We start from the raw sequence: 25,915 nt of genomic DNA on the forward strand, positions 1-25,915 counted from the left end.
GATCGACCGCATGTGGAGGAGCAGTGCCGCGGAGCGCGGCCGAGCGACGGCGGAACGTCCGCTTCAGGCCGCGGGAAGCATGGCGATCAGTACGGGCACGATGCCCAGGCAGATGAAGGCCGGAAGGGAGCAAAGCCCCAACGGCACCACGAGTTTCACGCCCAATGCCGCGGCACGTTTCTCTGCCGCCCGGAAGTGCTCGCGCCGTTCCCTGGCTGCCTGCGCATAGAGGATCGACGCGGAGGGAGCTCCGGTCAGAGCGGCGAAGGCGAGGGCATCCCTGAGGCGCAGCGCCTCAGGGGCGTGTCGCTGAGGCGTCTGCCACGCGGTTTCCCAGTCGGCGCCAATGGCCAGCGCCGCTACAACGGGTCTCAACGAGTGATTGATCGGGGGCGACGCCGCTCTGGCGAGGAGTTCCAATGCCCTCCCTATCCCCGCCCCGGCATCCAGCATGGAAGCCGTCAGCTCCAGCATCATGGCGGTGTCGCGAAGGCCATCCGCTGCGGCGCTCACGGCCTCCCGAGCCTCGCCGTCCGACGCTGTGCCGGGCACGCTTGATGAGCCGGGCATGCTTGATGTCCCGGGCACGCTTGATGTCCCGGCCCGATCTGCAAGGAGCCAGCTTGCGCGGTGCCGGAGCGGGAATGAAACGAACGCTGCGAGCGCCAGGACGCCCATCATCAAGAGGACCCATGCTCCGGGCATCAGTATCCTCCCACCGCGGCTGCAACCAACTTCGACGACCAGATGCGTCCCGCTGCTGTGAGCAGAAGCCCGGTCGCGAAAGTGGCAATGCCCCAGGGGGTGTCCAGCAGGATACCCAGGGGGTCCACACCCAGCGCCATGCCGAGCGCCAGCCCGAGCAGCGGCAGCCACGACAGCAGCCGAACGGTGGCCTTCGGCCCCGCGAGCGCTGTTTGGCGTGCCGCCTCGGCATCCTCTTCGGCTTCCAGTTGTGCCGCGAACCGGGCCAAGAGCTCTGCCAAGGGGCATCCACTGCTTTCGGCAACGTCGAGGCAGGCAGCCAGTTCCATCCACACCCTGCGCTCGGAGCTTCCCCGGGATGGGTAACTCTGCGCTGCAGTTCCGCGGATCGCTTCAGCCGGGGAATTTCCCACGCTGGACGCGGCCCGCGCCGCAGCCAGTACTTTTAGCGACGTGGCGGAAAGCGAGGCAACACCGCTTCCGGCCTGGGCAGGCGCGGCAGCTTCCCCCGAGGATCGGGAGGCATGGACAAGCCACAGTTCTTCCCATAGCCGTGACGTCCCCCGGCCTCCCCGCAGGAGTGCCGCCAATTGCTGGACCAGGACCACAAGGGGCAGGGCCCCGGCAGGTCGATGACGCCGCAACCGCAGGAACGGGAACTGGAGTGGCGAACGGGCGAGAGCCTCCCCTTCCATGCCCAGGCTGTTCGCCAGGCGGCCGCGATCAGACTGGTTGCTCCGGAACTGCAGCCAGGCAGCCAAAGCCAAGGCGAGGACGAAGACGACCGTCATGGTTGGCGGTTCAGGGAAAGGCGACCGGAGAGTTCCGGCCACGCCGGTCCGTGCGATATCCCGGTTGGACCCAGGCTGAGGGCGGAGACCACTTCCGGTCCTTTCGGGGTTTGGGTCATCACTCCGATGGAAGCCACCCTGCGTCCGGAGTGGTTCCTGGCCACATGGATGATGGCGTCCAGGGCCGAGGAGACCTGCAACCGGACGGCCTCGGCGTTCAACCCGGCTAATGCGCCGAGGGCAACAAGGCGCGCGGGCACCGCCTCAGCTGTGTTGGCGTGAATGGTGCCACCGCCACCGGTATGGCCCGTGTTCAAGGCCGTCAGCAGTTCACGGACCTCAGCACCCCGGCATTCCCCGACGATCAGCCGGTCCGGCCGCATGCGCAGCGCCTGGCGGACCAGTTCACCCAGGTCCAACGTGCCTCCGCCCTCAAGATTTCCGTGGCGGGATTCAAGGCTGACAACGTGGGGATGGACCGGGTTGAGTTCTGCAGCGTCCTCAATCAGCACCATGCGTTCGCCCGGATCGCTGAGGCCCAGCAGGGTGGACAGGAGGGTGGTCTTCCCTGATCCCGTGGCGCCGCTGATCAGGAAGCTCAGCCTCTGCGCGATGATGGCCCGGAGAACCGCCTCCACCCTGTCGCAGAACATGCCGCTTTCCCGCAGCTCCGACAGTGTGAAGACTTCTTCCCGACGAATGCGGATGGACAAGAGGGTTCCGGCGGTGGAGATGGGAGACAGCACTGCGTGCACCCGGTAACCGCCCTTCAGCCGGACGTCCACGCACGGGGAACCATCGTCCAACCGGCGTCCCCCTGCGGCGACCAGCCGGGATGCGAGCGATCTGACCTGGTGCTCGGCGTCAAAACGAAGTGAGCTGCGTTCCAGGCCTCGCCCGCGGTCGAACCACACCGAATCCGGTGCATTGACGAAAATGTCAGTGACGGCCGGGTCGTGGGCGAGTTGTTGTAAAGGTCCGAGCCCGTTCAGTTCGGCATTGATCGATTCTGCGGCTTCCAAAGCTCCGGCAGTGCCCAGCAACCTGCCGCTGGCCTGCACAGCTGCTGCCACCGAGGAGGGAGTGACTGGTCCGTTGTTCGCAAGTACCGAGCCGCGAACCGTTTCAAGCAGTACCGAGTCCAGTTTCGGGTTCTGCCGGCGGCGTGGACCGTCAACGAAGCGGCTCACTGGATAGCTCCGTTCAGCTCCAGCACCTCGTCTGTGAAGCGGCCGACGCTCTTGCGTCTGCCCATTTCAAGCAAGCGGCCCAGTTCCGTGCCTGCGGCGACGCCACGCACCTCGGGAACAACGCCGACCAATGGGAGCCCGAGCGATTCGGCGATGAAGGAGGGGCTGACGGGCGATGCGTTGCTCCCGCGCACGATCAGCCCTGTCTCCACGGGGGGAAGTTCGTTCAGGATCCGGGCGGATGCGACTGCTGACCTGAGGTGGGCGGTGGTCAGCAACAACAGTTTGTCGCAGTCCCACGCGAGTCTTCCCACGCCTTCGCCGCTGCGCCCGAGGTCCACGATGATGAGTTCGAACCCCCGGCGCGCAGCGTCCATGATGGCGGCAACGGCACCGGCATCGGGACTCTTCACCGCTTCCCGCGTACCCGGCCAGGACAAGTACGCGAACCCACCGGCGGCAGGCAAGGAATCCCTGAACTGGGCAGGATCAATACTCCCCCGGCTTTCCTGGAAATCCGGCCATCGAAGACCCGGGACAGACCCGTCCGTCAGGGCAAGTTCCAGTCCACCTCCCCAAGGATCTCCGTCAATAAGGAGGGTACTGACGCCTTCCGAGGCTGCGGCCTGGGCAAGCCAGATGGCCGCTGTTGACGCGCCGGCGCCGCCGCAACCGCCGACGATCCCCGTCACTGTTCCTCCGGGGTCGGGCGCTCCGGACATGCTCAGATACTCGGCCAGCCAAGCGGCTGCTTCCGGAAGGACTGCCACCCGGTCGGCCCCCAGCGCAGCAGCCAACCTCCAAAGCCCGTCTCCTTCACCCGCCCTGCCCAGCAGTACTGAGGGCGGCCGCCGTCGAGGTGGCAGTTCACGAACATCGCTGCCCACCAAGACAACGTCCGCGCTGTCCCATCCGTGGACGGCTTCGGTCACGCTGACGGCTGTTCGAAGCGTTCCACCTGCCGCGGCCACCACCCGTTTTGCCTCCTCCTGGAGGTACGGGTCCGCAGAAACGAGGAGTACCCCGGAGGCATCCCGGGGCAGCCACGATCTGTTCGGCTCCCCTTCCGTTGCATGGCTAATGGATTGCCGGTGCTGACGATTTCGCTTGCTCATGGAACCACAGTGGCCGAATCCCGTAACCCCGGTAAGGAGCGGCTTCCAGTATGTGCAAAACCCGCTCACGGGATGCGCCAACAAGGGGTGTGGAGGACAAGTCATGGGCAAAAAGTCCCGCTGTACACCGGCAGCGCAAGCAACAGGGCAGAATGGAATGCATGTATTTGCTGCTCGCCGCCCACCAGGATGGCGCAGCCATACAGCGGCTCTCCCCCACCGGGAAGGCAACTGCCGACGCCCGCGTCCTCACCCGTGGTGAGCTGGCCGGCGTCGTCCGTGAATTCGAAGCCCAGCGGCCCCGCTGGGTGTGGCAACGCGCGCAGGACTGGTACCCCGAACTGCTGGCCCAGGGCGTCGAGCTGGAGCGGTGCCACGACCTGGCGCTGTGCGGGGCAATCCTGGCGCATTCGGAATTCACCGCCCACACGGACTATGCGAAGAATGCGGTCAAGCTCACCCAGGACGACGACGTCCCTCCCCGCATCCTCCAGCCGCCACCACCGCCGGCGGACCAGGGCGCCCTCTTCGAGGACCTTTCCCCGGCGGCTCCGGGGGCTGGGCTGGCCGAACTGAAGGCGGAGTTCGCGGCCCAACAGCAAGCGGTCGCCGACCTGACTACTGACAACCAATGCAGGCAACGGCTGCAGTTGCTGCTCGCAGCGGAATCGGCTTGCGCGATCATTGCCGTCGAAATGCAGCATGCCGGGGTTCCCTGGCGTGAGGAGCTGCATCAGCAGATCCTGGCCGACGTGCTCGGCCCCCGACCGGCACCCGGACACAGGCCTCCTGCTTTGGAAGCTCTCTGCGCTGAGTTGCGGACCATCCTCAACTCCCCCGGTCTGAACCCCGATTCCCCGCAGGATCTGATGCGCGCCCTCCACCGCAACGGCATCGAGGTCAAGAGCACACGGCAGTGGGAACTCCAGGAGTCCAAGCACCCGGCCATCCAGCCGTTGCTCGCCTACAAAAAGCTCTCCCGGCTGCACACAGCCAATGGATGGGCATGGTTGGATGCGTGGGTCCGTGATGGACGGTTCCATCCCGAATACGTGGTGGGTGGCGTGGTGTCCGGCCGCTGGGCCTCGCGTGGTGGAGGCGCCCTGCAGATCCCGCGCAATATCCGTGCAGCGGTCCACGCTGACCCGGGACACAAACTGATCGTGGCTGACGCGTCGCAGTTGGAGCCCCGGGTTCTGGTGGCCTTGGCCCAGGACACAAAAATGGCCGAGGCTGCCCGCGACAAGGACCTCTACGCCGGCATCGCAGCCCAAGGCTTTGGCGGCGACCGGGCGAAGGCGAAGATTGCACTGCTGGGTGCCATTTACGGAGCCACCACCGGCGAATCGGGCAGGCTCATGCCCCAATTGGCCCGAACGTATCCCCGCGCCGTGGGGTTCGTGGAACAGGCAGCCCGCGAGGGCGAGGCCGGCAGGACTGTCACCACCCGGCTTGGCCGGAGCAGCCCGGCGCCCTCTGTTGGGTGGCTGCGGAGCCAGCAATCGACCACCGCCGAGGAACAACGCCGGGCGGACAATCTGGCCCGCTCACGCGGCCGCTTCACACGCAACTTTGTCGTCCAGGGTTCTGCAGCTGAGTGGGCTGCCTGCTGGCTCGCGGAATTACGACGCCGGTTGCGGGCTTTGCGCTCGGAAGGGTCGCCGTCCGGGGAGCTCGTGTTTTTCCTGCACGATGAGGTAATGGTCCACGCCCCCGATATCGCCGTGGACGCCTGCATCCGTGCCATTGAAGAGTCCGCAGCGGCTGCGAAAGAGCTCATGTTCGGCCGGATCCCGGTGGAGTTCCCGGTGAGCGTCGCCGTCGTCGAATCCTATGACAAGGCGAAATAGCCGCACACTAGCCGCCAGGTTGAACACTTTCCAGTCACATCTCGCCGTATGAGGCGCGATGACCCACGAATGACGGTTGACTTTGGTTCGCCGCCGCTTGCCGATATTTTCACAGTGTGGGCAGCTTCAGCGACCCACAGGGCATGCAGGAAAGCATCACAAGGGGGAAAAGCATGGCAGGCAGGTTTGAAATTCTCAAGGAAAACGATCGGGCATACCGGTTCCGCCTCACGGCAGCCGATGGAACCGTGGTGGCGGAGTCGCCGACGTTCCCGCACCTTGACGGCGTTGTGGCCGGTATCAAGGCCGTTCGGGAGAATGCGGCCACCGGCTTGATCGTGGACCGTTCGACGCCGGCACGCAAGGCCGCCTGAACGGCTGCACCGGCGGCGCCGTCAGAGGTCGAGGTGGTGAAGGTTGGCTCTGTCCCAAGGCACGGTCCAACCCAGCTCGTCGAAGAGGCCGCTGAGGACCATACCGGTGAAGCCCCACACCAGCACGCCGTTGATGGTGAAGCCCGGGCTTGTGTAGGTTCGGCCCAAGCGGGAAATCGTGGCGGTGACCCGGTTGGCAGGGTCCAGCAGGTCCCGGACCGGGACCCTGAACACCTGTGCCGATTCAGCGTAGTCCACCACACGGACAGGCGACGGGGCATCCCACCATGCCAACACCGGCGTTACCCGGAAGTTGCTGCGGATGAGTCCAAGCTCCGGGATCACGCCAAGGACGCGGACACCGCCGGCATCCAGCCCCGTTTCTTCTACTGCTTCGCGCAGGGCGGCTGCCACCACTGACTCGTCTTCTGGGTCCACGCTGCCGCCCGGGAATGCCACTTGCCCCGGGTGGTCATCCAGGGTGTGCGCCCGTTCCAGCAGCAGGACGTCAAGGTCTGCGGGTGCGATCTGCCGTCCTGACTCGGCGGGAACATCATCCAGGACGCCAAAAAGCATGAGGACGGCAGCTGCGCGGTTGGTCTCGGCCGTGACCGGGAGCAGGTCCCATAGGGCGGAATCCTTCTGCTGGCCCGCTTCAAAACGGGACACCAGCGCGGTCAGTTCCTCCAGCGCGGTCACCCGGGCCTCCTTTGCGATTCCATGCGGATCTCCGCGGCGCGGTCTGTCTCGGCCAGCAGCCTTTCCAGCAATTCCTCGTTGCCGGGGGCCAGCTCATACTTCAGGAGTTTGGCGGCTTTGACGGGGTCCGTTTCGCCTTCCCCGTAGCTGGGACACAGGCTGGCCACCGGGCACGCGCCGCAGGCCGGCTTCCGGGAGTGGCAAACCCGCCGTCCGTGGAAAACCACACGGTGCGACAACATGGTCCAGTCCCGGGGTTCAAACAATTCGGCGACATCAAATTCGATCTTGACGGGGTCGTGGGACTCCGTCCATCCGAATCTGCGGGCCAGGCGGCCAAAGTGCGTGTCAACGGTGATTCCGGGAATCCCGAAGGCGTTTCCCAGGACCACATTGGCGGTCTTGCGCCCGACACCAGGGAGCGTCACCAGGTCCTCAAGCCTGCCGGGGACCTCGCCGTCGTACTCATCCACCAGCCGCGTGCTTAGCGCCAGGACGTTCCGGGCTTTGGCCCGGAAGAAGCCCGTCGGCTGGAGGATCGCCTCCAGCTCGGCGGGCTCGGCTTCGGCCATGGCCCGGGCATCGGGGTAGCGGGCGAACAGGATCTTGGTGACCTGGTTGACCGCGACGTCCGTGGTTTGGGCGGATAGGACCGTGGCCACCACCAGCTCGAAGGGATTCCTGAAGTCCAGCTCCGCGTGCGCGTAGGGATACTTCTCAGCGAGGACCCTGTTGATCTTGCGGGCCCTGCGCTTGAGTGCAAGGAGGTAGCCGGCTTCGGCGATGGCCACGGCGTCCCTGCCTAGCCGCGTTCGATGTTGCTGAGCTCCCGGAGAACCCCGACCTTGCCGTCGGTGTCCTGGACCAGGAACTCATGGCCACGGTCTTCGAGCGCGAGCACCCAGCCGCCTGGTTCGATGACGAAGGCGGGAGCGCCCGATTGTTCGTTGTACGCAGTGCGGGGCTGGGCCACGGCGAACCAAAACGCCTCGTACTGCGGCGCGTCGGACTCTTCCGGCCGGCTGGCGGGATCCACTGTTGCGCCGATGGAGTCGCTGACCTTCCGGGTGTCTCCGGAGACGATCGGGGTGGCCATGGTGGCAGCCCACGGCTGTTGGGTGGCGGCCTGCTGGGCTCCTGTCTGCGGTGCGGCGGGCTGCTGTGCGGCCGGCTGATGCGGGTGCTGGGTGGTGGCCGGTTCGGCAGCCACGGGCCGGGAGTCCGCGGACTCTTCCGCAGTCGGCTGATCCTTCACGGCGTCTGCGCGCTCCGGCGACGTCGCTGACCCGGCGTGTTCAGACACGGCAGCGGCTTGGGGGCCGTCAGCCGGTTCTCCCACGGGCTTGGAGTCGGCAGAGTGCACGACGGCGGGAGCTTCCGTTACAGGCGACGGCGTGCTTCCGTAGGTTGCCGGCGGAGCAAAGGGGCTGGCGACGGCATTGGCACTGCCAGTAGCGGAGTTTCCGGTGCCGGGAGCACCCGCGCCCGGGCCGGCTGCAGATGCGGCAGTTGCAGCGGGACCGGATGCAGGGTACGCCGCTGAGGACCCTTGATAACCCGCACCCGCGTTGGCAGCGCCCGGAGTGACCGTTGACGTCGTCGATGTGGGCTTGGGAGCCTTGGGCTCTTTCGGTGCCTTGGGTGCAACCGGCTTGCGGCTGGGCACCGCTGCTTCACGGGCGACAACATGGGCCGGAGTCTCAGCGCGGCCCTTGAAATCGGCGGACAGCAAGGGCAGGTGCGGGGCAAGGACCGTCGCGGCCAGCAAGCCCACGGAACCAATCAAGCCCAGAAGCACGCTGCCATTGAAGTCAATGGCAAGGGTCAGGAAGAACAGGGGGAACGCAAAGGACGCTGTCACGGAGGCGAACTGATCGATGGACAGCGAGCCAACCCGGATGATCGTCCCCGGCTGCAAGCGCCGGGCGACGAAGAGGGCAACAACAACCAGGGGCAGGATGATGCCCAGCAGGAGGAAGAACAGGTTTCCGAGGTTCCACAGGTTGTAGAGCGAGCCGAACATCGGCAGGAGGGACGCGACGAACATCAGCAGCGTCGAGCCAAAGACGGTGAGGTCCCGGATGGTGAAGGGGCCGGCGACGGCGTCGAACTTGGCGGCGCCGTTGGTTGTGGCATCGCTTTTTCCCGGCACGGCAGCGGTGTCCTCCGCAGCGGCGTTGCTACTTGCTGCTGTGGCCGTTCCAGCCGTGGTGTCCGGTCCCGTCGGCTGTGAGTCGTGCGGTCCTGGGCTCAGCTGGTTCATGTATTTCTCCTTCGTACGGCGGCGCCTTGGGCAGTCCGGTCCGGTGATCCACGCGGGATTCCGCGGCAACACCGGACACGCCTGAAGATGCGTCCCAAGACTTCTTCAGCCTATGCCACCCCACTGACAGCCTTCTAGCTGAAAACGGTCATACTGCCCGGCCCACAGGGAACTCCAAGGTTACTTACAGAATCCGGCACGCCTTCCGGGGTCCGCAGCGGCAGGCGGGCACCGCCATCGGGCGTCATGTAAGCGTTTCCTCGACGCCCAAGGTGCCATTCGGCGCTAAAAATGCGCCGCTCGCTGCCACGTTTGTGACCACGCACACGTAGGACCTTTCGAGGCGATAGTGTGGAAGGCGGACAATACTCTGCGGACCTCACGGCGGGCTCCGCGCAGCAAAGATCGATGAATAATGAGGTTCACCATGTCCCAGGACACCACCGGATCCACGGCCACCGCTGCAGCTTCTTCGGCTCAGAACGGGCAGGCCCCACACGTAGAGGCGCTTGAAAACCTCCTTCACGAGAACCGCAAGTTCGCGCCTTCGGAAGAGTTCGCCTCGAACGCGATCACGTCAGCGGATGCCTATAAAGAAGCTGAGGCTGACCGCCCGGCTTTTTGGGCCAAACAGGCCCGCGAGCTGCTGACCTGGGATAAGGACTTCACCGAGGCCCTGGACTGGTCCAACCCGCCGTTCGCGAAGTGGTTCGTCGGTGGCGAGATCAACGCGGCCTACAACGCGCTGGACCGGCATGTGGAGAACGGCCTGGGTGACCGCGTCGCCATCTACTTCGAGGGTGAGCCCGGTGATACCCGCAGCTACACGTACGCGGAGCTGACCGAAGAGGTCAAGAAGGCCGCTAACGCCTTCGAGTCCCTCGGCGTGGCCAAGGGTGACCGTGTGGCCGTGTACCTGCCCATGATCCCCGAAGCGGTCATCACGTTGCTTGCCTGCGCCAGGATCGGTGCTGTGCACTCCGTGGTGTTCGGCGGTTTCTCCGCTGACGCGTTGCGTTCCCGGATTGAGGACGCCGAAGCCAAGCTGGTGGTCACCGCTGATGGCACCTACCGCCGCGGCAAGCCCTCCGCCCTGAAGCCGGCCGTTGACGAAGCCCTCTCCAAGCCCGGTCATACGGTCCAGAACGTCGTGGTGGTCAAGCGCAACGGCGAGGACGTCAACTGGGTCGAAGGCCGCGACCTCTGGTGGTCCGACACCGTGGACAAGGCATCCAACGAGCACACCGCCGTCGGGCATGACTCCGAGCACCCGCTGTTCATCCTCTACACCTCCGGTACCACGGGCAAGCCCAAGGGCATCCTGCACACCACCGGCGGCTACCTCACCCAGGGCGCCTACACGCACAAAGCCGTGTTCGACCTCCACCCCGAAACGGACGTGTACTGGTGCACCGCCGACGTCGGATGGGTCACCGGCCACTCCTACGTCACCTACGCACCGCTCATCAACGGCGCCACCCAGGTCATGTACGAAGGCACCCCCGACTCCCCGCACCAGGGCCGCTGGTGGGAAATCGTGGAGAAGTACAAGGTCTCCATCCTCTACACCGCCCCCACCGCGATCCGGACGTTCATGAAGTGGGGCCGGGACATCCCGGACAAGTACGACCTCTCCTCCATCCGCGTCCTCGGCTCCGTGGGTGAATCCATCAACCCCGAAGCGTGGATGTGGTACCGGGACGTCATCGGCGGCAACGCCGGCAAGAACGGCGAGAAGAAAGAACACCCGGCCCCGATCGTGGACACCTGGTGGCAGACCGAAACCGGCGCGCAAATGATCGCCCCGCTGCCCGGTGTGACCGCCACCAAGCCCGGCTCCGCGCAGGTTCCGCTGCCCGGCATCGCCGTGGACGTGGTGGACGAAAACGGCCAATCGGTAGCCAACGGCGAAGGCGGCTACCTGGTGGTCCGCGAACCGTGGCCCTCCATGCTCCGCGGCATCTGGGGCGACCCCGAGCGGTTCAAGGACACCTACTGGTCCCGCTTCGAGGCCATGTACTTCGCCGGCGACGGTGCCAAGAAGGACGAAGACGGCGACGTCTGGCTCCTGGGCCGCGTGGACGACGTCATGAACGTCTCCGGCCACCGCCTCTCCACCACCGAAATCGAATCCGCCCTCGTCAGCCACCCGTCCGTCGCCGAAGCAGCAGTGGTCGGTGCCGCTGACGAGACCACCGGCCAGGCCGTCGTCGCGTTCGTCATCCTCCGCGGTGACGCCGTGAACAACGGCGACGAAACCGTGCTGGAACTGCGCAACCACGTGGGCAAGGAAATCGGCCCGATCGCCAAGCCCAAGCAGCTGCTGATCGTCCCGGAACTGCCCAAGACCCGCTCCGGCAAGATCGTGCGCCGTCTCCTCAAGGACATCGCAGAAGGCCGCGACACCGGCGACGCCACCACCCTGGCCGACCCCGGAATCATGACCCAGATCGCCGAGTCGCTGCGCAAGTAGCGTCCCGGACCCGGCATAACGACGTCGCCGCTCACCTCCCGAGGCGAGCGGCGACGTCGTGCGTTTAATGGCGTCGTCACGCCTTTAAACGGGGGCCGCGCCCTAGACTGGAGCCAGACTCAGACCCATGTTTGACGAGGATCCCAGAAAGGCCCTGATGCTTCAGGCAGCACGCCACTCCGCCATCATCGATGCCGTCCAGCGCGAACGCGTGGTGCGGGTCTCTGATCTTGCCCAACAGCTGGGTGTCTCCCCCATGACCGTTCGCCGGGACATCGAAGCCCTCGAGGAAACGGGCCGGGTTGAGCGCATCCATGGCGGAGCCAAGCTGCCCGGCGACGCCAGCACCCACGAACCCGGATTCGAACTGAAATCCACGCAGCTTACCGCCGAAAAGCATGCCATCGCCGTCGAGGCTGCTTCCATGGTCCAGGAGGGCATGGCGATTGGCCTGAGTGCAGGCACCACCACCTGGGCCCTGGCCAAGGAACTGGTCAATGGGCCCCGGATCACCGTGGTGACCAACTCCGTGCGGATTGCGGATCTTTTCCACCACGGCGCTTCCTCGGGCCCTGGCCGCTTCGGATCCACGGTGATCCTGATCGGCGGCGAGCGCACTCCGTCGGACGCCCTGGTAGGCCCGATCGCCACCGCTTCGCTGAAGCAGCTCCACCTTGACCTGCTTTTCCTGGGTGTCCACGGCATGGACGCGCAAGCCGGTTTTACGACGCCCAACCTGCTGGAGGCAGAGACCGACCGCGCCTTCATGGCCTCGGCACGCAGCACCGTTGTCCTTGCCGACCACAGCAAATGGGGCGTGGTGGGCATTGCCTCGATTGCCCAGCTGGAAGAGACGGATGAACTCATTACCGACTCGCTTCTTGGGGAAGATGCGCGCCGCGTACTGGCTGAAAGCGTCGCGAAACTGAGGATCGCGGAGGCGTAAGCCCTCATACCCCGGGTGGAGGCCGGCGCGCAGAGTTCACCCGGTAGACGGACGCTGCGGCGTGCGCTCATTGGCGATGCTGGTCTTATGAACGCCATCCTCCACGCTCAGCAACTCACAAAGCACTACCCCGGCAGCATCGCCCTGGACCACGTCGACTTCACTGCGAACGCCGGGGAATCCATCGCGATCATCGGGCCGTCAGGTTCGGGCAAGACGACGCTTCTGCATTGCCTCGCCGGAATTTTGAGGCCCGACGCCGGCTCCATCACCTTGAGCACTCCCTCGGCGCCGCTCCGGTTGGACAGCCTGGGGGACGCAGCACTCTCGCGCCTGCGACGCGAAGAGTTCGGCTTCGTCTTCCAGCAGGGAATGCTCCTGCCGGAACTGACTGCCGTGGAGAACGTCGCCCTGGCGTTGATGCTGAACGGCACCGACCGCCCGACGTCCGAGTCCCGCGCTGCGGAGTGGCTCGCTGCCCTGGGCCTGGCGGGTATGGAACAGCGCCGGCTCGGTGAACTGTCCGGCGGACAGGTCCAGCGTGTGGCCATCGCCCGTGCCCAGGTGACAGGTGCCAGGGTGGTCTTTGCCGATGAGCCCACCGGCGCCCTGGACTCGGCAACATCAGCCGAGGTCCTTGATGTGCTGCTGCACTCTGTGGCCGCCAACGGGCGGACCCTGCTGGTTGTCACCCACGATCCCAATGTGGCGGCGCGCTGCCAACGCGTGGTGGAACTCCGCGATGGCAGGATCGTGGCGGACAGCGGCAGCACCGTTGCCAGTCCGGTCCAGACGGCTCACGCGACCACTAACTTCAAGGGTGCCTTCAATGTCTAGCCTCAGCCTGGCCCTGCGCCTCACCCCGTATCTCGCGCGAAGCAGTGGCAGTAGCCTCCGCGAAACCGCCCTTCGCGACGCCGGGCTGCCCATCCTTGCCTTCGGGACCGTCACTGCCCTCCTGCTCACCGTGGCCGGTGGCTCACAGGTCTTCTGGTCCTGGACTGACGGCATCGCCGGCACTTACCAGGCCTTGGCCGTCGTCGCCATGGTCCTGCTCATCATCCCGTTGCTGACCCTCGGCGCCTCAGCTGCGCGACTGGCCGCCCGGCGTCGTGATGACCGCTTGGCTTCCTTGCGGCTGCTGGGCGCGAACAGCGCGACGGTGGTCTGGATGACGGTCATTGAGTCCACGGCCCTGGCAGCTGTAGGCGCGGTGGCTGGTGCCGGACTGTACGCCTGCGCGGCTCCGTTCCTGGGCCTGATCCAGTTCCGCGGTCAGGCGATCGGCGGCCACGCGTGGTTGTCCGTTCCTTCCATCCTGGGCTGTGTCCTGGCGGTCTGCGTTCTCGCAGCGGCGAGCGCCGCGTTGGGACTGCGGAAGGTGGTGGTGACGCCGCTGGGCGTCCGGACCAGGCAGACGGCCGACGGCGCCCATTGGGTTCGCGGTCTCATTGCGGCTGTTGTTGTGGTGACCGGAGTGGTGGCGATGGGGATGCTCAGCAGCTTCGGGGCCTTCATTGTGATCATCGCCGTGATGGGCGGCTGCTTCGGTTTGGCCCTCCTGGCGCTGAACCTCATGGGCCCCTGGATCCTGCGCCTGCGGGCATCCTCGCAATTGAAGCGTGCCAAGGGGCCGGAGCAGTTGTTGGCCGCAAGGACCGTACTGGAGAGTCCCAAGGAATCGTGGCGGCAAGTTGGGGGCGTCGCGATGACCAGTTTTGTGGGAGTCTTCGTCGGGGTGGGCATGGCGGTGGCCGACACCATGGGAGGCAGTGCGGGGGACGAAACCGCCCTGCTGGTCCGGGACATCAATACCGGCGTGATGATCACGCTGCTGGGTTCGTTCCTGATGGTGGCATGCTCAGCCGGGGTGAACCAAGCTGCGGCAGTCCTTGACCGGGCCTCGACACTGGTAGCCCTGGACCGGGTGGGAATGCCCCGGAAACTGATGGTGGCGGCACGGGTCAAGGCGGTGATGTCGCCCCTGTTCCTGGTGGCGGGCATTTCCGCAGCCGCTGCCGCGGTCCTGGTCCTGCCGCTGACAGGTGCCGTCCTGTTGACCCAGCCTGTGGTGTTCCTGACCATCGGCGGGGTGTTCGCGGCGGGCTTCCTGCTGGTCCGCCTGGCTGTCGCGGCCGGCACTGCGCAGATCGGCCAGGTGCTGGCCCGCCCGGAGCGCTACGCGAGCATGGACTCGTAGGCCCCGCTGCCCGCGTAGCCCCCACTGCCCGCGCCGAGGTGGCATTTGATGACAGTGTTTGCATGGCGTCTTCAGGTGGCGAGTGCAACACCCCTGTAGTTGGAGGGGTGTCATGGTCAAGAAGTTGCCGTGGTCGGTTCGTGCGTGTGCGTATGAGCACTTGCTGGCGGGTGAGGACACGGGACGAAGTGCTGCCGCGGCTGGGGTGTCCCGGCAAGCGGTGTCGCAATGGGCGAAACTAGCGGGCATGGAACTTATCTCCGGCCCTGGTGGTGGCGTGCGTCTTCCGATGGCTTCGGAGGTGCTTTCGCGGGATAAGGAGCGAAGGTACCGGCGGCTGACTTTGGAGGACCGGGCTTATATCAAGGCCTGTCTGGGCTTGCCGGAGCCGCGTTCCATGCGACAGATCGCCAAGGAGTTGGGCGTGCATCCATCAACGGTGTCCCGGGAGATCCGCCGACACAGTATCGAGCATTGGGCCCGGCGCTATTACGACGCCGGGGTTGCCCAACACCGGGCACTGGTCCGCCGTAGACGGAACCGGCCCGTGAAGCTCTCTGCGGGAACGGCGGTGTGGAAGGAGGTCGTGGCACGCTTGAACCAGCGTTTCTCACCTCAACAGAGCGCTGCGGACCTGAAGAAGACGTTCCCCGAGCAGCCGGAGATGCACGTGTCCCACGAGTCAATTTACCAAGCCCTTTACGTGCAGGGCCGGGGTGCCTTGCGGCATGAACTTGCCGTGGAGAAGGCCCTACGTTCGGGCCGGACCGGTCGTAAGCCCCAATCAAAGCTGCCTGCCAGGAACGTAAGGCCCTGGCTTGAAGGGGCCCGGCTGAGCGACCGGCCCGCCGAAGTCCAGGACCGGGCCGTGCCCGGCCATTGGGAAGGTGATTTGGTCGTGGGTCCCGGTAACTCCGGGATCGTCACCTTGGTCGAGCGCTCCTCACGGTTCACTTTGCTGGGCCGGCTGCCGGGAGCCAGGGACAGCGCGACGGTCATCGAGGTCATGCAGAAAATGATCCACACCCTGCCCCAGGCGATCCTTAAAACGATCACCTGGGACCAAGGCACGGAAATGGCTCAACACGCCAAGTTCACAGTAGCGACCGGCTGCCAGCTGTTCTTCTGTGACCCGCACTCACCCTGGCAACGCGGCACGAACGAGAACACCAACGGACTGGTCCGCGATATCCACCCCAAAGGCACGAACTTCAACCAGGTCAGCGACGAAGAACTCGCCCACACCCAGCACCTGCTCAACATCCGACCGCGTCAAACACTCCAATGGGACACCCCAACTGAAAGACTGACCAAACTAATCGATGGTGTTGCACTAGCAAGCTGAAACCGCCCATCAAACATTGTCATCAAATGCCACCTCGGCGGAGCTATTGACAGCCGCACGACTGCCGGATGATGAGCTCGGTAGGCAGGATCTGGTGCTGCAGTTCCTCGCCGCGCCCCTTGCCCACCAGGGCCCGGACTGCCGCTTGTGCCATCGCCTTGACCGGCTGGGCAACCGTGGTGAGGGCCGGCCAACTGTATTCGGCGTCCAGGGAGCCATCGAACGAGACCAGGGCCAACTCGTCGGGAACCCGGACACCGGCTTCGTGGAGGGCGCGAAGAATGCCGATGGCCTGCATGTCATTGCTGGCAAAGATGGCGGTGGGACGGTTCGCCATGGAGAGGAACCGCTTGCCCACTTCGTAGCCTCCGGGACGGCTGAAGGGTCCGTGGAGCATCGGACCGTCCGGCAACCCGGCCTCGCGCAGGGCGGCGAGCCAGCCGACCTCACGGCCATCCAGCTGGTTGCCTGTGTTGGTACCGATTGCCAGGCCGATGTTGCGGTGTCCATGGCCGATCAGGTGACCCACCGCCGCCCGTGCCCCGGCCTCCAGATCGACTCCGACGCTGTTGAAGCCGGGCGGGGATCCTGCGTTGTTCAGGAGGACAGCCGGGATTTCCGAGGCTTCCAACTCGGTGACGTCGGGATCGAACACACAGCTGGCCAGGAACACCCCATCCACCTGCCGGGCAGCGAGGGTCCGGATGTTCTTGCGTTCGCGGGTCAGGCTTCCGTCCGAGTTCGTCAGCACCATGCCGAAGCCAAGTTCGGCCGCGGCGTCCTCCACCGCGTGGGCAAGCTGGGTGAAGAACGGGTTGGTGTTGTCCGGCACCACCACGCCGATGGTTTCGCTGGAACCCAGCTTCAGCGCGCGCGCCGCGGCGTTGGGCCGGTAGCCGAGGACGCGGATGGCTTCGCGGACTTTGGCTTCCGTTGCCGGGGCCACGTTCTTGGGCCCACCGTTCACCACATAACTCACGACGGCGGTACTCACCCCGGCGTACCGGGCCACGTCTTTGCGTGTAACCGGGCCGCGCGGGGTTTGTACAGCTGTTGTTGTCATGGGGTAAATGCTAGCTACTCCACGGGAGCATCACCGAAGTCGCGGATGGGAAGACGCTCCCCGCCCCGAAGTGCGGACTCGTGGGCCACGATGCCGGGAAGGGTGAAGCGGGCAGCCACCCAAGCGTTGACCGGCGGAAGGCTGCGGTTGTTCACGGCCGTCACAAAGTCGTCCACCAGGAATTGGTGGCTGCCCTCGTGTCCATTGGGCGCCCCGAGGAACTCTTCCGGGAGGCGGGACTGGTCGTGAACCGGGGCCAGTCCTGAGATGAAGGCGTCCCGCAGCTCCGGAGCCACGTCAGCCAGTGAGGGATCGTCGGCGGACATGGTGGGCTTCGTTTCCACCTGCTCGGATACGTCCTCCACGGTGGACTTGTCCTGCCACACTGTGGTGGTTGCCAGTTGCTCGAAGCTGGCTTCGGTGCCGAAGAAGCGGAACCGGGACTCCCGGATGTGCGAGGGGTAGCCCACGCGGCGCATCTCGTTGGTCCGCATCGCACCGCCGTCGTTCATTTCGAACAGTGCGGTCGCGTTGGAGAAGTCATTGGCGAACATGCTGACGTCCTTGTCGAAGACGCCGTCGCCCCGCTGGTCCTTGACCCCGATGCAGCTCACGCTGACCGCATGTCCGGGCACGGCGCCCAAGACCCCGCCGATGGCGTGCGTGGGATAGAGCATGGGCGGGTAGCTGGCAGTTTCCTTCCACCGTTCCCCGCCACTGTACTGGTAGGCCTCGTAGAAGCCGAGGTCCATGTCGTGGACGTAGTCGCCCTCGGTGTAGAAGATCCGGCCGAATTTGCCGGCTTGGTGCTGCTGCCGGGCGAAGACAGTGGCGGGGTTGTAGTAACTGGTCTCGCCCATGGCGTAGACCAGTTTCGTCTCGCGGACGGCCTCGATGATGCGCTCGATCTCTTCTTCGGAGATGGCCATGGGAACCGCTGAGTAGACGTGCTTTCCGGCCCGGAGGGCCTGCTCCACCAAGGGCCCGTGCGTCCACCGCTGCGTGAAGATGGCGACAGCATCGACGTCGGACTCCAACAGATCCTCGAAGGAGGCCATGGTGCCGTCCAGCCCCCAGCGCTCCTGCGCTGCGGCGGCGCGTTCAGGCAGCTCGTCCACCGCGTAGACCTCGCTGACACCGGGGTGGAGCTTGAAGAGGTGGGCGAACTGGCTGCCGAACTGCCCGGCGCCCACAACACCTATCGAAAACGTCATTGTTTACCTTTCCTGTGGCTACGGGTGCAGCCGTTTGTCTGTCGCATGACACGTACGGACGAGTTTCGCATCACGATCTACACGAGTCAACAGAAACAACATTTCTGAACATTTTTCATCAAAATCTTGCGTCAGCTCTTGCCAAGCCAAAATCTACTCGTGTAGATTCGCCTCCAGTTGTTACCAGCATCACTCCCACGAAAGGGTCGACGATGACCACGCTCACCAAGCAACCGGATCCGGGGCTCTCGGCCAAGGCGCCGCGGAAGTCACGGAAGCGGGGAAAACCATCCGACGGGTTCCGCGGCATCGGAGACCTGAAGGTCGCACTCTTCTTCATAGCTCCAGCGATGGTCGGATTGATCCTCTTCTACCTCGTCCCCACCATCCGGGGCATCTACCTCAGCTTCACCGAGTACAGCATCCTCGGCGACCCGGAATGGATCGGCGCACGGAACTACGAACGCATTGCGAAGGATCCGCTGTTCTGGAACGCCTTGAGCGTCACGGCGGAATACGTAGTGATCAACATCGTCCTTCAGACGGCGCTGGCCCTGGGCCTGGCAATCCTGATGCACCGCGTCGCAAAGTCGACCATCATCCGCGGTGCGCTCCTGATGCCGTACCTGATGGCAAACGTCATCGCGGCCCTCCTGTGGTTTTGGATGCTCGACTACCAGATCGGCATCATCAACCAAATCATCGAATGGACCGGACTGCCCCGCGTAGCCTTCTTCGGCAGCGAGCAATGGGCCATCCCCACCCAAGCACTCATCAACACCTGGCGGCACATGGGTTACACAGCCCTCCTGATCTTCGCCGGACTCCAGGCCATCCCGAACAGTGTCTACGAAGCCGCCAGCATCGATGGTTCCAAGGCCATGAACACTTTCTGGCGGATCACCCTCCCGCTGCTGCGACCCGTTCTGGTACTGGTCCTGGTAGTAACCGTGATCGGTTCCTTCCAGGTTTTCGACACCGTCGCGGTCACCACGGCCGGCGGTCCCGTCAACGCCACCCGCGTGCTGCAGTTCTACATCTACCAGCGCGCCTTCAACGAGCAGGACTTCGGCTACGGATCCGCCCTGGCTGTCATCCTCTTCCTCATCCTTGCCATCGTCGCTTTTATCCAGATGAAATTCCTCCGCGGCAACCAGTCGGACCTGGACTAAGGACACGCCATGACCACTTTCACCTCACCCACGAACACCGGCCGCCGTCGCCCGTTCAGCCGCCCCTTCAACTGGCGCCGCGCCATCGCCCTGACCCTCCTCACCCTTGCCATCGCCGTCAGCATCCTGCCCTTCTACTGGGTGCTGCGCACGGCCCTGTCCTCCAACGGCTCCCTCGCCGCCAACTCCGCCAACCTGCTCCCGGCCGACTTCAACCTGGGTGCGTTCAAGCGGGTCTTCGGCCTCCAGACGGCCTCCGAAGCCATCGCAGAAGGCGGCTCCGGCGCCTCGATCAATTTCTGGCAGTACCTGTGGAACTCCCTGCTCTTCGCCGGCATCACGACAGCCTGCGCGGTGTTCTTCAGCTCCATGGCCGCCTACGCATTCTCCCGGCTGCGGTGGAAAGGGCGCGACGCGGTCTTTTCCTTGTTCCTTGCCACCATGCTCGTCCCGCCGATCTTCACCGCCCTGCCCAATTTCCTGCTCGTGAAGAACCTGGGCCTGCTCAATTCCATGCTCGGACTCGTGCTGCCGTACCTGTTCATGACGCCGTTCGCGATCTTCTTCATGCGCCAGTTCTTCCTGAACATGTCCAGGGAAGTGGAAGAAGCTGCGATGCTCGACGGCGCCAAGCACTGGCGGATCTTCTTCCAGATCATCATGCCCAACGCCGCTGCCCCGATCGCGACCCTGGCGCTGCTGACCTTCATGGGTCAGTGGAACGAATACTTCTGGCCCCTGCTCGTAGGCACCTCCGAGGAATCCAGGGTGCTCACCGTGGGACTGGGAGTCTTCAAATCCCAGTCCCCGCAAGGCGCTCCGGACTGGTCCGGGCTCATGGCCGCAACGCTCGTGTCCGCCACGCCCGTGCTGATCCTCTTCGCCATCTTCGGCAAGCGGATCGTCAATTCCATCGGCTTCAACGGCACCAAATAGCTCTCTCCACCTGCTCACGCGGAAACCGGCATGCGCCGGCACGCACCCATCCAGTCCTGAAAGGACCAACCATGATGAACAAGAAGGCAATCGGCGCCGTCGCCGTCGCGGCAGCCGCCGTCCTCGCGCTGTCCTCCTGCTCCGGCGGAAACTCCGGAGGCAGTTCCGGCGGAGACTCTGCCAAGGGCGAGATCAACTACTGGCTCTGGGACGCCAACCAGCTCCCCGCCTACCAGCAGTGCGCAACCGACTTCACCAAAGCCAACCCGGACATCACCGTCAAGATCACCCAGACCGGTTGGGACGACTACTGGTCCAAGCTCACCAACGGCATGGCCTCCGGTACTGCACCGGACGTCTTCACGGACCACCTGTCCAAGTACCCGGACTTCCTCAAGACCAAGCAGCTGGTGGCCCTCGATGACGCAGTCTCGAAGGACAACGTGGACCTTTCCCAGTACAACGAAGGCCTAGCTGACCTCTGGGTGGGCCAGGACGGCAAGCGCTACGGCCTGCCCAAGGACTGGGACACCGTGGCACTGTTCTACAACCAGAAAATGGCCGCCGACGCCGGCATCACCCCGGAACAAATGGGCTCCCTGACCTGGAACGCGCAGGACGGCGGCACGTACGAGAAGGTCATCGCCCACCTCACGGTCGACAAGAACGGCAAGCGCGGCGACGAAGCCGGCTTCGACAAGGACAACGTTGCCGTCTACGGATTGGGCCTCCCGGGTTCCGATGCCGAGAACGCCGGCCAGACCCAGTGGAGCTACCTGTCGGCCACCACCGGCTGGACCACCACAGACAAGAACCCTTGGGGCACCCACTTCAACTACGACGACAAAAAGCTCCAGGACACCATCGGCTGGTGGGCCTCGCTCGCTGCGAAGGGCTACATGCCCAAGCTTGAAACCACCGTTGGCGCCAACGCCGCCGACAACTTTGGTGCAGGCAAGGCCGCCATCAACAGCAACGGCTCCTGGATGATCGGCCAGTACACCAGTTACAAGGGCATCGACCTCGGCATCGCCCCCACGCCCCAAGGCCCCGACGGCAAGCGCGCTTCCATGTTCAACGGCCTGGCCGATTCCGTGTGGGCCGGCACCAAGAAGAAGGACGCCGCCGTCAAGTGGGTGGAATACCTCGGCTCCGCCGCCTGCCAGGACATCGTAGCTTCGAAGGCTGTTGTCTTCCCGGCCATCACCACCTCCTCCGAGAAGGCCGCAGACGCCTTCAAGGCCAAGAACGTGGACGTCAGCGCTTTCACCCAGCATGTGAAGGACAAGACCACCTTCATGCTCCCGATCACGGACAACGCCTCCAAGGTTTCCGGAATCATGAAGCCTGCCGTGGACGCGGTGCTCGCCGGCAAGGCTCCGGCCAGCTCGCTGACAGCCGCCAACGAGCAAGTCAACGCACTCTTCGCGAAGTAGTAACAACCCTCCCGTTGTGGGGCCCGCTCTGCGCACTCTGACGCCCCTCAGGCGCGCAGAACGGGCCCCACATCTCTTTCGTCCAGGGCCCAGAGCCCACCCCAGCTGAAAGTGACTCACAACATGCAACCGCTCCATCTCCGTTCCGCAGGTACCAGCCTGGTGATCAGCACCCACCGTGGAGAGGCTGAGATCACCCACTGGGGAGCAGATCTGGGCGATTCCCTGCCGGACCTTGCCATCCTCAACGAACCCATCCCGCCGTCGTCCATCGACGCCAATGTCCCCGCCGGGCTCCTCCCCCAGGCATCGTCATCGTGGCAGGGCAGGCAAGGGCTCCGCGGCCACCGCATCACCGACGGCGTACCCGGCTTTGACTTCTCCGTTCGCCTGCGCGTGGTGCGTGCGACGACCGACGGCAGCACCGCCGTCGTGCTTCAGTCAGATCCCGACGCCGGCATCTCGGTGACCAGCAACCTCACCTTGCACCCGGGCGGGCTTCTCGAAATGCGGCACACTGCCACCAACGACGGCTCGTCGCCTTTCCAGGTGGATGAGCTGGCAACCATGCTCCCGGTGGCGCCGGACGCCGTCGAACTCCTGGACCTGACCGGGCGCTGGTGCCGTGAACGGCACCCGCAGCGGCGGGCGATCCAGCAAGGAACCTGGGTCCGCACCGGACGCCACGGCCGCACAGGCCACGATTCGTCGCTGCTTCTTGCCGCCGGGACCGCGGGCTTTGGCAACCGCCACGGCAAAGTGTGGGCCACTCACCTGGCGTGGAGCGGCAATCACGAGCAGTTTGCCGACAGCGTTGCCGATGGCCGGACCATGGTGGGTGGATCCGAGCTGCTTGGATCCGCTGAAGTCGTCTTGCAGCCCGGCGAAAGTTACACGACGCCTGCGCTGTTTGCTGCCTACTCCGACCGTGGGCTGGACGGCATCAGCGAGGCGTTTTACAGCTGGTTCCGCTCGCGTCCGCACCATGTGGGCACACCGCGCCCAGTGGTCCTCAACACCTGGGAGGCGGTCTACTTCGACCACAGCCTGGACACGTTGATCGAACTGGCGGGTTCTGCTGCCGAGCTCGGTGTTGAGCGGTTCGTCCTCGACGACGGCTGGTTCCGGGGGCGTCGGTCCGACAACGCCGGACTGGGTGACTGGTACGTGGATGAGACTTTGTGGCCCGCCGGCCTCACTCCTTTGATCGACGCCGTGACGTCCCGCGGTATGGAATTCGGGCTCTGGGTGGAGCCGGAAATGCTGAACCTGGATTCGGACATTGCCCGTGAGCATCCCGAGTGGATCGTGGGCCCATCCGCTGCTTCGTACAAGGACGGCGGCCGGCTTCCGCTCGAATGGCGCCAGCAGCACGTCATCGACCTCGTCAATCCCGAAGCCTGGCAGTACGTCTACGACCGGATCGACACCCTGCTGCGCGAAAACACCATCAGCTACCTCAAATGGGACCAGAACCGGGATCTCCTGGAACACGGTCATGGCGGCCGCGCCTCGGTTCATGAGCAGACCTTGGCCGCCTACCGGTTGTTCGATGCCCTCCGGGCGGCGCACCCCACCGTGGAAATCGAGAGTTGTTCCTCCGGAGGCGCCCGCGTGGACCTCGGGATCCTGGAGCGGACGGACCGGATCTGGGCTTCGGATTGCAACGACGCCCTTGAACGGCAAACCATCCAGCGCTGGACCGGCCTGGTGGTTCCGCCCGAACTGGTCGGCGGGCACATTGGGCCGGCGACGTCCCATACGACCGGACGCACCCACGACCTTTCGTTCCGCGCCATCACGGCCTTGTTCGGTCACTTCGGGATGGAGTGGGACGTCCGCTCTGTCACGGGGGCTGATCGCGAGGAGCTCAAGCGCTTCATCGCCTTGTACAAGGACCACCGCGCGTTGATCCACAGTGGGCGGATGGTGCGGGCAGACGTGCCGGACGAGTCACTGATGGTGCACGGCGTCGTGGCTTCAGAGCACGACGGCGGCACTCCAGCGGGTGCCACCGCGGCGCTTTTCGCTGTGGTCAAGACGGCGACGAGCTTCGCCGAGCGCATCGGGCGGGTGGCGATCCCGGGGTTGGATCCTCTACGTTCCTACCGGGTGGAGCTTCTGTTCCCGACCCCCGTCGATGCCGACTACGGACACACGTTCATCGAGGCCAAGCCGGCACCGTGGTTGGCTTCCGGGGCAGAGGCTACCGGGCGGTTCCTGGGCGAAGTGGGGCTGCCGATGCCCGTCCTGAACCCGGAGCACGCAGTCCTCCTGCGTTTCACCACCCTCTGACCCTCACTCACATCCCACAGGCTTCCCGGGAACCCTAGCTCACATCTCACGGGCTTCCCGGGAACCCTCGCTCACCGGCAGGGGTTTAGACAGCCTCTGCCAGGTACTCGATGGCCAGCTTGTAGCCCAGGACCCCGGCACCGGCGATGACCGCGTTGCAGACGCCGGAGAGGTACGAGTGGTGGCGGAACTCTTCGCGCTGGTGGACGTTGGTGATGTGGACCTCGACGGCGGGCAGCTGCACCGCCGCGAGGGCATCGCGGAGAGCCACGGACGTGTGCGTGAAGGCCCCGGCATTGATGACGATTCCGACGGCGGTTCCGCGGGCTGCATGGATCGCATCCAAGAGGTCGCCTTCGTGGTTCGACTGCACGCAGTCAACGGTGAACCCGTGGGCCGCGGCTGCCGTCATGGCGAGTTGCTCGACGTCGGCCAGCGTGGAGGTTCCGTACTTCTCGGGTTCGCGCGTGCCCAGAAGGTTGAGGTTGGGTCCATTGATCACAAGGATGGTGCCGCGACCGGCTTCGGTGGCGGGGGTGGCTTCAGTCATGGCTCCCAATCTATAGCTGCTCGCGGGTGTCCGGGAATCACGACCAAAGTATGAGAGAGCACCAAGCTAAAACACTCACCATGTGAGAGAAGAGCCGCTACTTGCGGGTGCACTGCCCGGCGGAGACCGATTCGCTGAGTCCGGGAGCCTGGGCCGCTACCGGTTCCAGATCGGTCATGGTCAAGGCGAATCCCAGGGCGGCGTCCGTGGTGGTCTTGGCGAAGATCAGGCCCGCCACTTGGCCCTGCATCGTCAGCAATGGGCCGCCGGAGTTGCCCGGTTGAACGTCGCCAGCAAGCTTGTACACGAGCTCCGGGGAAGGATTGTTGCCATAAATGTCCGGCACCAAAATGGGCGAAATTCCTTGCACCGTGGCGGGCTTGGACTGGAACGGGCCGCCGTGCGGGTAGCCGGCGAAAGCGGCGGGGCTTCCGTCAGGCAGGTCCGGGCTCAGAGGCAGAGGGCTGGACTGCAGTCCGTCCACGGCCAGGACCGCAATGTCCCGCTGGGGGTCGAAGTAGACCACGCGACCCGGCAACGCACCGCCGTCGGGAACTTCCACAACGGGTTGCGACACGCCCGCCACCACGTGCGCGTTGGTGACGACGCGCCCGGGCGATACGACGAATCCGGACCCGGTCTGGTTCTGGCCGCATTCGAAGGCCGTACCGGCAATCTTCAGTACGGATTCCGCGGCCTGGTTCAACGCAGGGGTGTCCGTGGATGCATTGGGAACGGGCACGGGCGTGACGGGGCCGATGCCTTCAATGAGCTTCGGAATGCCGTCGCCGATCACCGTGGAGCGCAACTGCGCCATGGTGCTCTTGACCGGTGTGGGCGTGATGTTGTCGATGTAGCGGATGACGCGGGATTCCGCCAGCTGCTGCGACACGAACGGCACGCCCAAAGAACTGATGCTGAAGGCCAACATGGACATCACCAGCGCGGCAACCACCACACTCACGACGCCACCGATCAGCCGGTCCACGGCATGCAGCGGCTTGATCCGCACCGCGTGGCGGATTTTGCGCCCGATCATGGTTCCCAGCCCATGTCCCAACGCGATAAGTACGACGGCGGCACCCACCGTGGCGGTCAGCCTCCAACCGCTGTCGGTCACCCAGTTGCTGACGAGAGGTACGGCAATGAACGCGGCGATGGCGCCAACAATGAATCCTGCAATTCCGCCCAAAGTGACCATAAAGCCGTTGCGCAGGCCATAGATCAGGTAGGACAGGAGCATCAAGATCAATGCCAAATCCAATATCGTCAAGCCAAACACCAATGCTCCTCATAGC

Annotated in this window: 22 protein-coding genes; 11 read left to right on the top strand and 11 right to left on the bottom strand. The window is 64.9% G+C overall.

The window, feature by feature from the left end; all coding sequences use genetic code 11:
* Positions 1 to 63: 63 nt before the first annotated feature.
* The 4 genes from PYR64_RS15280 to ssd are packed head-to-tail and all read right to left on the bottom strand — an operon-like array spanning position 64 to position 3,801.
* Positions 64 to 705, bottom strand: coding sequence for a type II secretion system F family protein (locus PYR64_RS15280; protein WP_275776084.1), 642 nt, complete (start codon positions 703 to 705; stop codon positions 64 to 66).
* Positions 705 to 1,496, bottom strand: coding sequence for a hypothetical protein (locus PYR64_RS15285; protein WP_275776085.1), 792 nt, complete (start codon positions 1,494 to 1,496; stop codon positions 705 to 707). Before PYR64_RS15285 ends, PYR64_RS15280 begins: the two co-directional genes overlap by 1 nt.
* On the bottom strand, positions 1,493 to 2,686 hold the full coding sequence (locus PYR64_RS15290; protein WP_064721411.1) for a TadA family conjugal transfer-associated ATPase: 1,194 nt from the start codon (positions 2,684 to 2,686) through the stop codon (positions 1,493 to 1,495). Before PYR64_RS15290 ends, PYR64_RS15285 begins: the two co-directional genes overlap by 4 nt.
* Positions 2,683 to 3,801, bottom strand: a complete 1,119-nt coding sequence (ssd, locus tag PYR64_RS15295) for a septum site-determining protein Ssd (RefSeq protein ID WP_275776086.1) — start codon at positions 3,799 to 3,801, stop codon at positions 2,683 to 2,685. Before ssd ends, PYR64_RS15290 begins: the two co-directional genes overlap by 4 nt.
* A gap of 161 nt (positions 3,802 to 3,962) precedes the next feature.
* On the opposite strand from ssd, the gene PYR64_RS15300 reads away from it, so the two are divergent.
* Positions 3,963 to 5,651: a bifunctional 3'-5' exonuclease/DNA polymerase gene (locus tag PYR64_RS15300; RefSeq protein WP_275776087.1), complete on the top strand. Its 1,689-nt coding sequence runs from the start codon at positions 3,963 to 3,965 to the stop codon at positions 5,649 to 5,651.
* 173 nt (positions 5,652 to 5,824) lie between these two features.
* Positions 5,825 to 6,025: a DUF1508 domain-containing protein gene (locus tag PYR64_RS15305; RefSeq protein WP_179128305.1), complete on the top strand. Its 201-nt coding sequence runs from the start codon at positions 5,825 to 5,827 to the stop codon at positions 6,023 to 6,025.
* Positions 6,026 to 6,046: 21 nt separating this feature from the next.
* On the opposite strand, the gene PYR64_RS15310 is transcribed toward PYR64_RS15305, so the two are convergent.
* The 3 genes from PYR64_RS15310 to PYR64_RS15320 are packed head-to-tail and all read right to left on the bottom strand — an operon-like array spanning position 6,047 to position 8,987.
* Positions 6,047 to 6,724, bottom strand: coding sequence for a CoA pyrophosphatase (locus PYR64_RS15310; RefSeq protein ID WP_018777034.1), 678 nt, complete (start codon positions 6,722 to 6,724; stop codon positions 6,047 to 6,049).
* Positions 6,721 to 7,515, bottom strand: a complete 795-nt coding sequence (gene nth / locus PYR64_RS15315; protein ID WP_275776088.1) for an endonuclease III — start codon at positions 7,513 to 7,515, stop codon at positions 6,721 to 6,723. Before nth ends, PYR64_RS15310 begins: the two co-directional genes overlap by 4 nt.
* 11 nt (positions 7,516 to 7,526) lie before the next feature.
* The gene (locus PYR64_RS15320) at positions 7,527 to 8,987 is read right to left on the bottom strand and encodes a hypothetical protein (RefSeq protein ID WP_275776089.1); all 1,461 of its coding nucleotides are present in this window, start codon (positions 8,985 to 8,987) and stop codon (positions 7,527 to 7,529) included.
* 427 nt (positions 8,988 to 9,414) lie between these two features.
* On the opposite strand from PYR64_RS15320, the gene acs reads away from it, so the two are divergent.
* The 5 genes from acs (at position 9,415) to PYR64_RS15345 (ending at position 15,951) form a co-directional block, all read left to right on the top strand.
* On the top strand, positions 9,415 to 11,460 hold the full coding sequence (acs, locus tag PYR64_RS15325; protein WP_055971103.1) for an acetate--CoA ligase: 2,046 nt from the start codon (positions 9,415 to 9,417) through the stop codon (positions 11,458 to 11,460).
* Between the two features lie 157 nt (positions 11,461 to 11,617).
* Positions 11,618 to 12,406 (top strand): DeoR/GlpR family DNA-binding transcription regulator, encoded by a 789-nt coding sequence (locus PYR64_RS15330; protein ID WP_055973002.1) that lies wholly within the window; start codon positions 11,618 to 11,620, stop codon positions 12,404 to 12,406.
* Positions 12,407 to 12,493: 87 nt separating this feature from the next.
* A complete protein-coding gene (locus PYR64_RS15335; RefSeq protein ID WP_275776090.1) occupies positions 12,494 to 13,243 on the top strand; it encodes an ABC transporter ATP-binding protein in 750 nt (249 codons plus the stop codon).
* Entirely contained in the window at positions 13,236 to 14,606 is a 1,371-nt protein-coding gene (locus PYR64_RS15340) for an FtsX-like permease family protein (protein ID WP_275776091.1), read from the top strand. Before PYR64_RS15335 ends, PYR64_RS15340 begins: the two co-directional genes overlap by 8 nt.
* 289 nt (positions 14,607 to 14,895) lie before the next feature.
* The gene (locus PYR64_RS15345; RefSeq protein WP_227453710.1) at positions 14,896 to 15,951 is read left to right on the top strand and encodes an IS30 family transposase; all 1,056 of its coding nucleotides are present in this window, start codon (positions 14,896 to 14,898) and stop codon (positions 15,949 to 15,951) included.
* A 43-nt stretch (positions 15,952 to 15,994) separates the two neighbouring features.
* Here PYR64_RS15345 and PYR64_RS15350 read toward each other — a convergent pair whose 3' ends face one another.
* The gene (locus PYR64_RS15350; RefSeq protein ID WP_039242847.1) at positions 15,995 to 17,014 is read right to left on the bottom strand and encodes a LacI family DNA-binding transcriptional regulator; all 1,020 of its coding nucleotides are present in this window, start codon (positions 17,012 to 17,014) and stop codon (positions 15,995 to 15,997) included.
* Between the two features lie 14 nt (positions 17,015 to 17,028).
* On the bottom strand, positions 17,029 to 18,228 hold the full coding sequence (locus PYR64_RS15355) for a Gfo/Idh/MocA family oxidoreductase (protein ID WP_064721405.1): 1,200 nt from the start codon (positions 18,226 to 18,228) through the stop codon (positions 17,029 to 17,031).
* A 350-nt stretch (positions 18,229 to 18,578) separates the two neighbouring features.
* Between PYR64_RS15355 and PYR64_RS15360 the strand changes: the two genes are divergently transcribed.
* The 4 genes from PYR64_RS15360 to PYR64_RS15375 all read left to right on the top strand — a co-directional run bounded on the left by PYR64_RS15360 (position 18,579) and on the right by PYR64_RS15375 (position 24,067).
* Complete coding sequence (locus PYR64_RS15360; protein WP_110504012.1) at positions 18,579 to 19,400, top strand: sugar ABC transporter permease; 822 nt, start codon at positions 18,579 to 18,581, stop codon at positions 19,398 to 19,400.
* 9 nt (positions 19,401 to 19,409) lie between these two features.
* Entirely contained in the window at positions 19,410 to 20,336 is a 927-nt protein-coding gene (locus tag PYR64_RS15365) for a carbohydrate ABC transporter permease (protein WP_039242850.1), read from the top strand.
* 71 nt (positions 20,337 to 20,407) lie between these two features.
* Positions 20,408 to 21,772, top strand: coding sequence for a sugar ABC transporter substrate-binding protein (locus tag PYR64_RS15370; protein ID WP_275776092.1), 1,365 nt, complete (start codon positions 20,408 to 20,410; stop codon positions 21,770 to 21,772).
* 123 nt (positions 21,773 to 21,895) lie between these two features.
* Complete coding sequence (locus tag PYR64_RS15375) at positions 21,896 to 24,067, top strand: alpha-galactosidase (RefSeq protein WP_275776093.1); 2,172 nt, start codon at positions 21,896 to 21,898, stop codon at positions 24,065 to 24,067.
* A gap of 85 nt (positions 24,068 to 24,152) precedes the next feature.
* Here PYR64_RS15375 and aroQ read toward each other — a convergent pair whose 3' ends face one another.
* Both aroQ and PYR64_RS15385 read right to left on the bottom strand, forming a co-directional pair.
* Positions 24,153 to 24,617: a type II 3-dehydroquinate dehydratase gene (gene aroQ, locus PYR64_RS15380; RefSeq protein ID WP_018777047.1), complete on the bottom strand. Its 465-nt coding sequence runs from the start codon at positions 24,615 to 24,617 to the stop codon at positions 24,153 to 24,155.
* 97 nt (positions 24,618 to 24,714) lie between these two features.
* On the bottom strand, positions 24,715 to 25,899 hold the full coding sequence (locus tag PYR64_RS15385; RefSeq protein WP_110503676.1) for a MarP family serine protease: 1,185 nt from the start codon (positions 25,897 to 25,899) through the stop codon (positions 24,715 to 24,717).
* Positions 25,900 to 25,915: the final 16 nt, after the last annotated feature.

This window comes from Paenarthrobacter sp. Y-19 (assembly GCF_029223985.1).
In the GTDB taxonomy this organism is placed as follows: domain Bacteria; phylum Actinomycetota; class Actinomycetes; order Actinomycetales; family Micrococcaceae; genus Arthrobacter; species Arthrobacter nicotinovorans.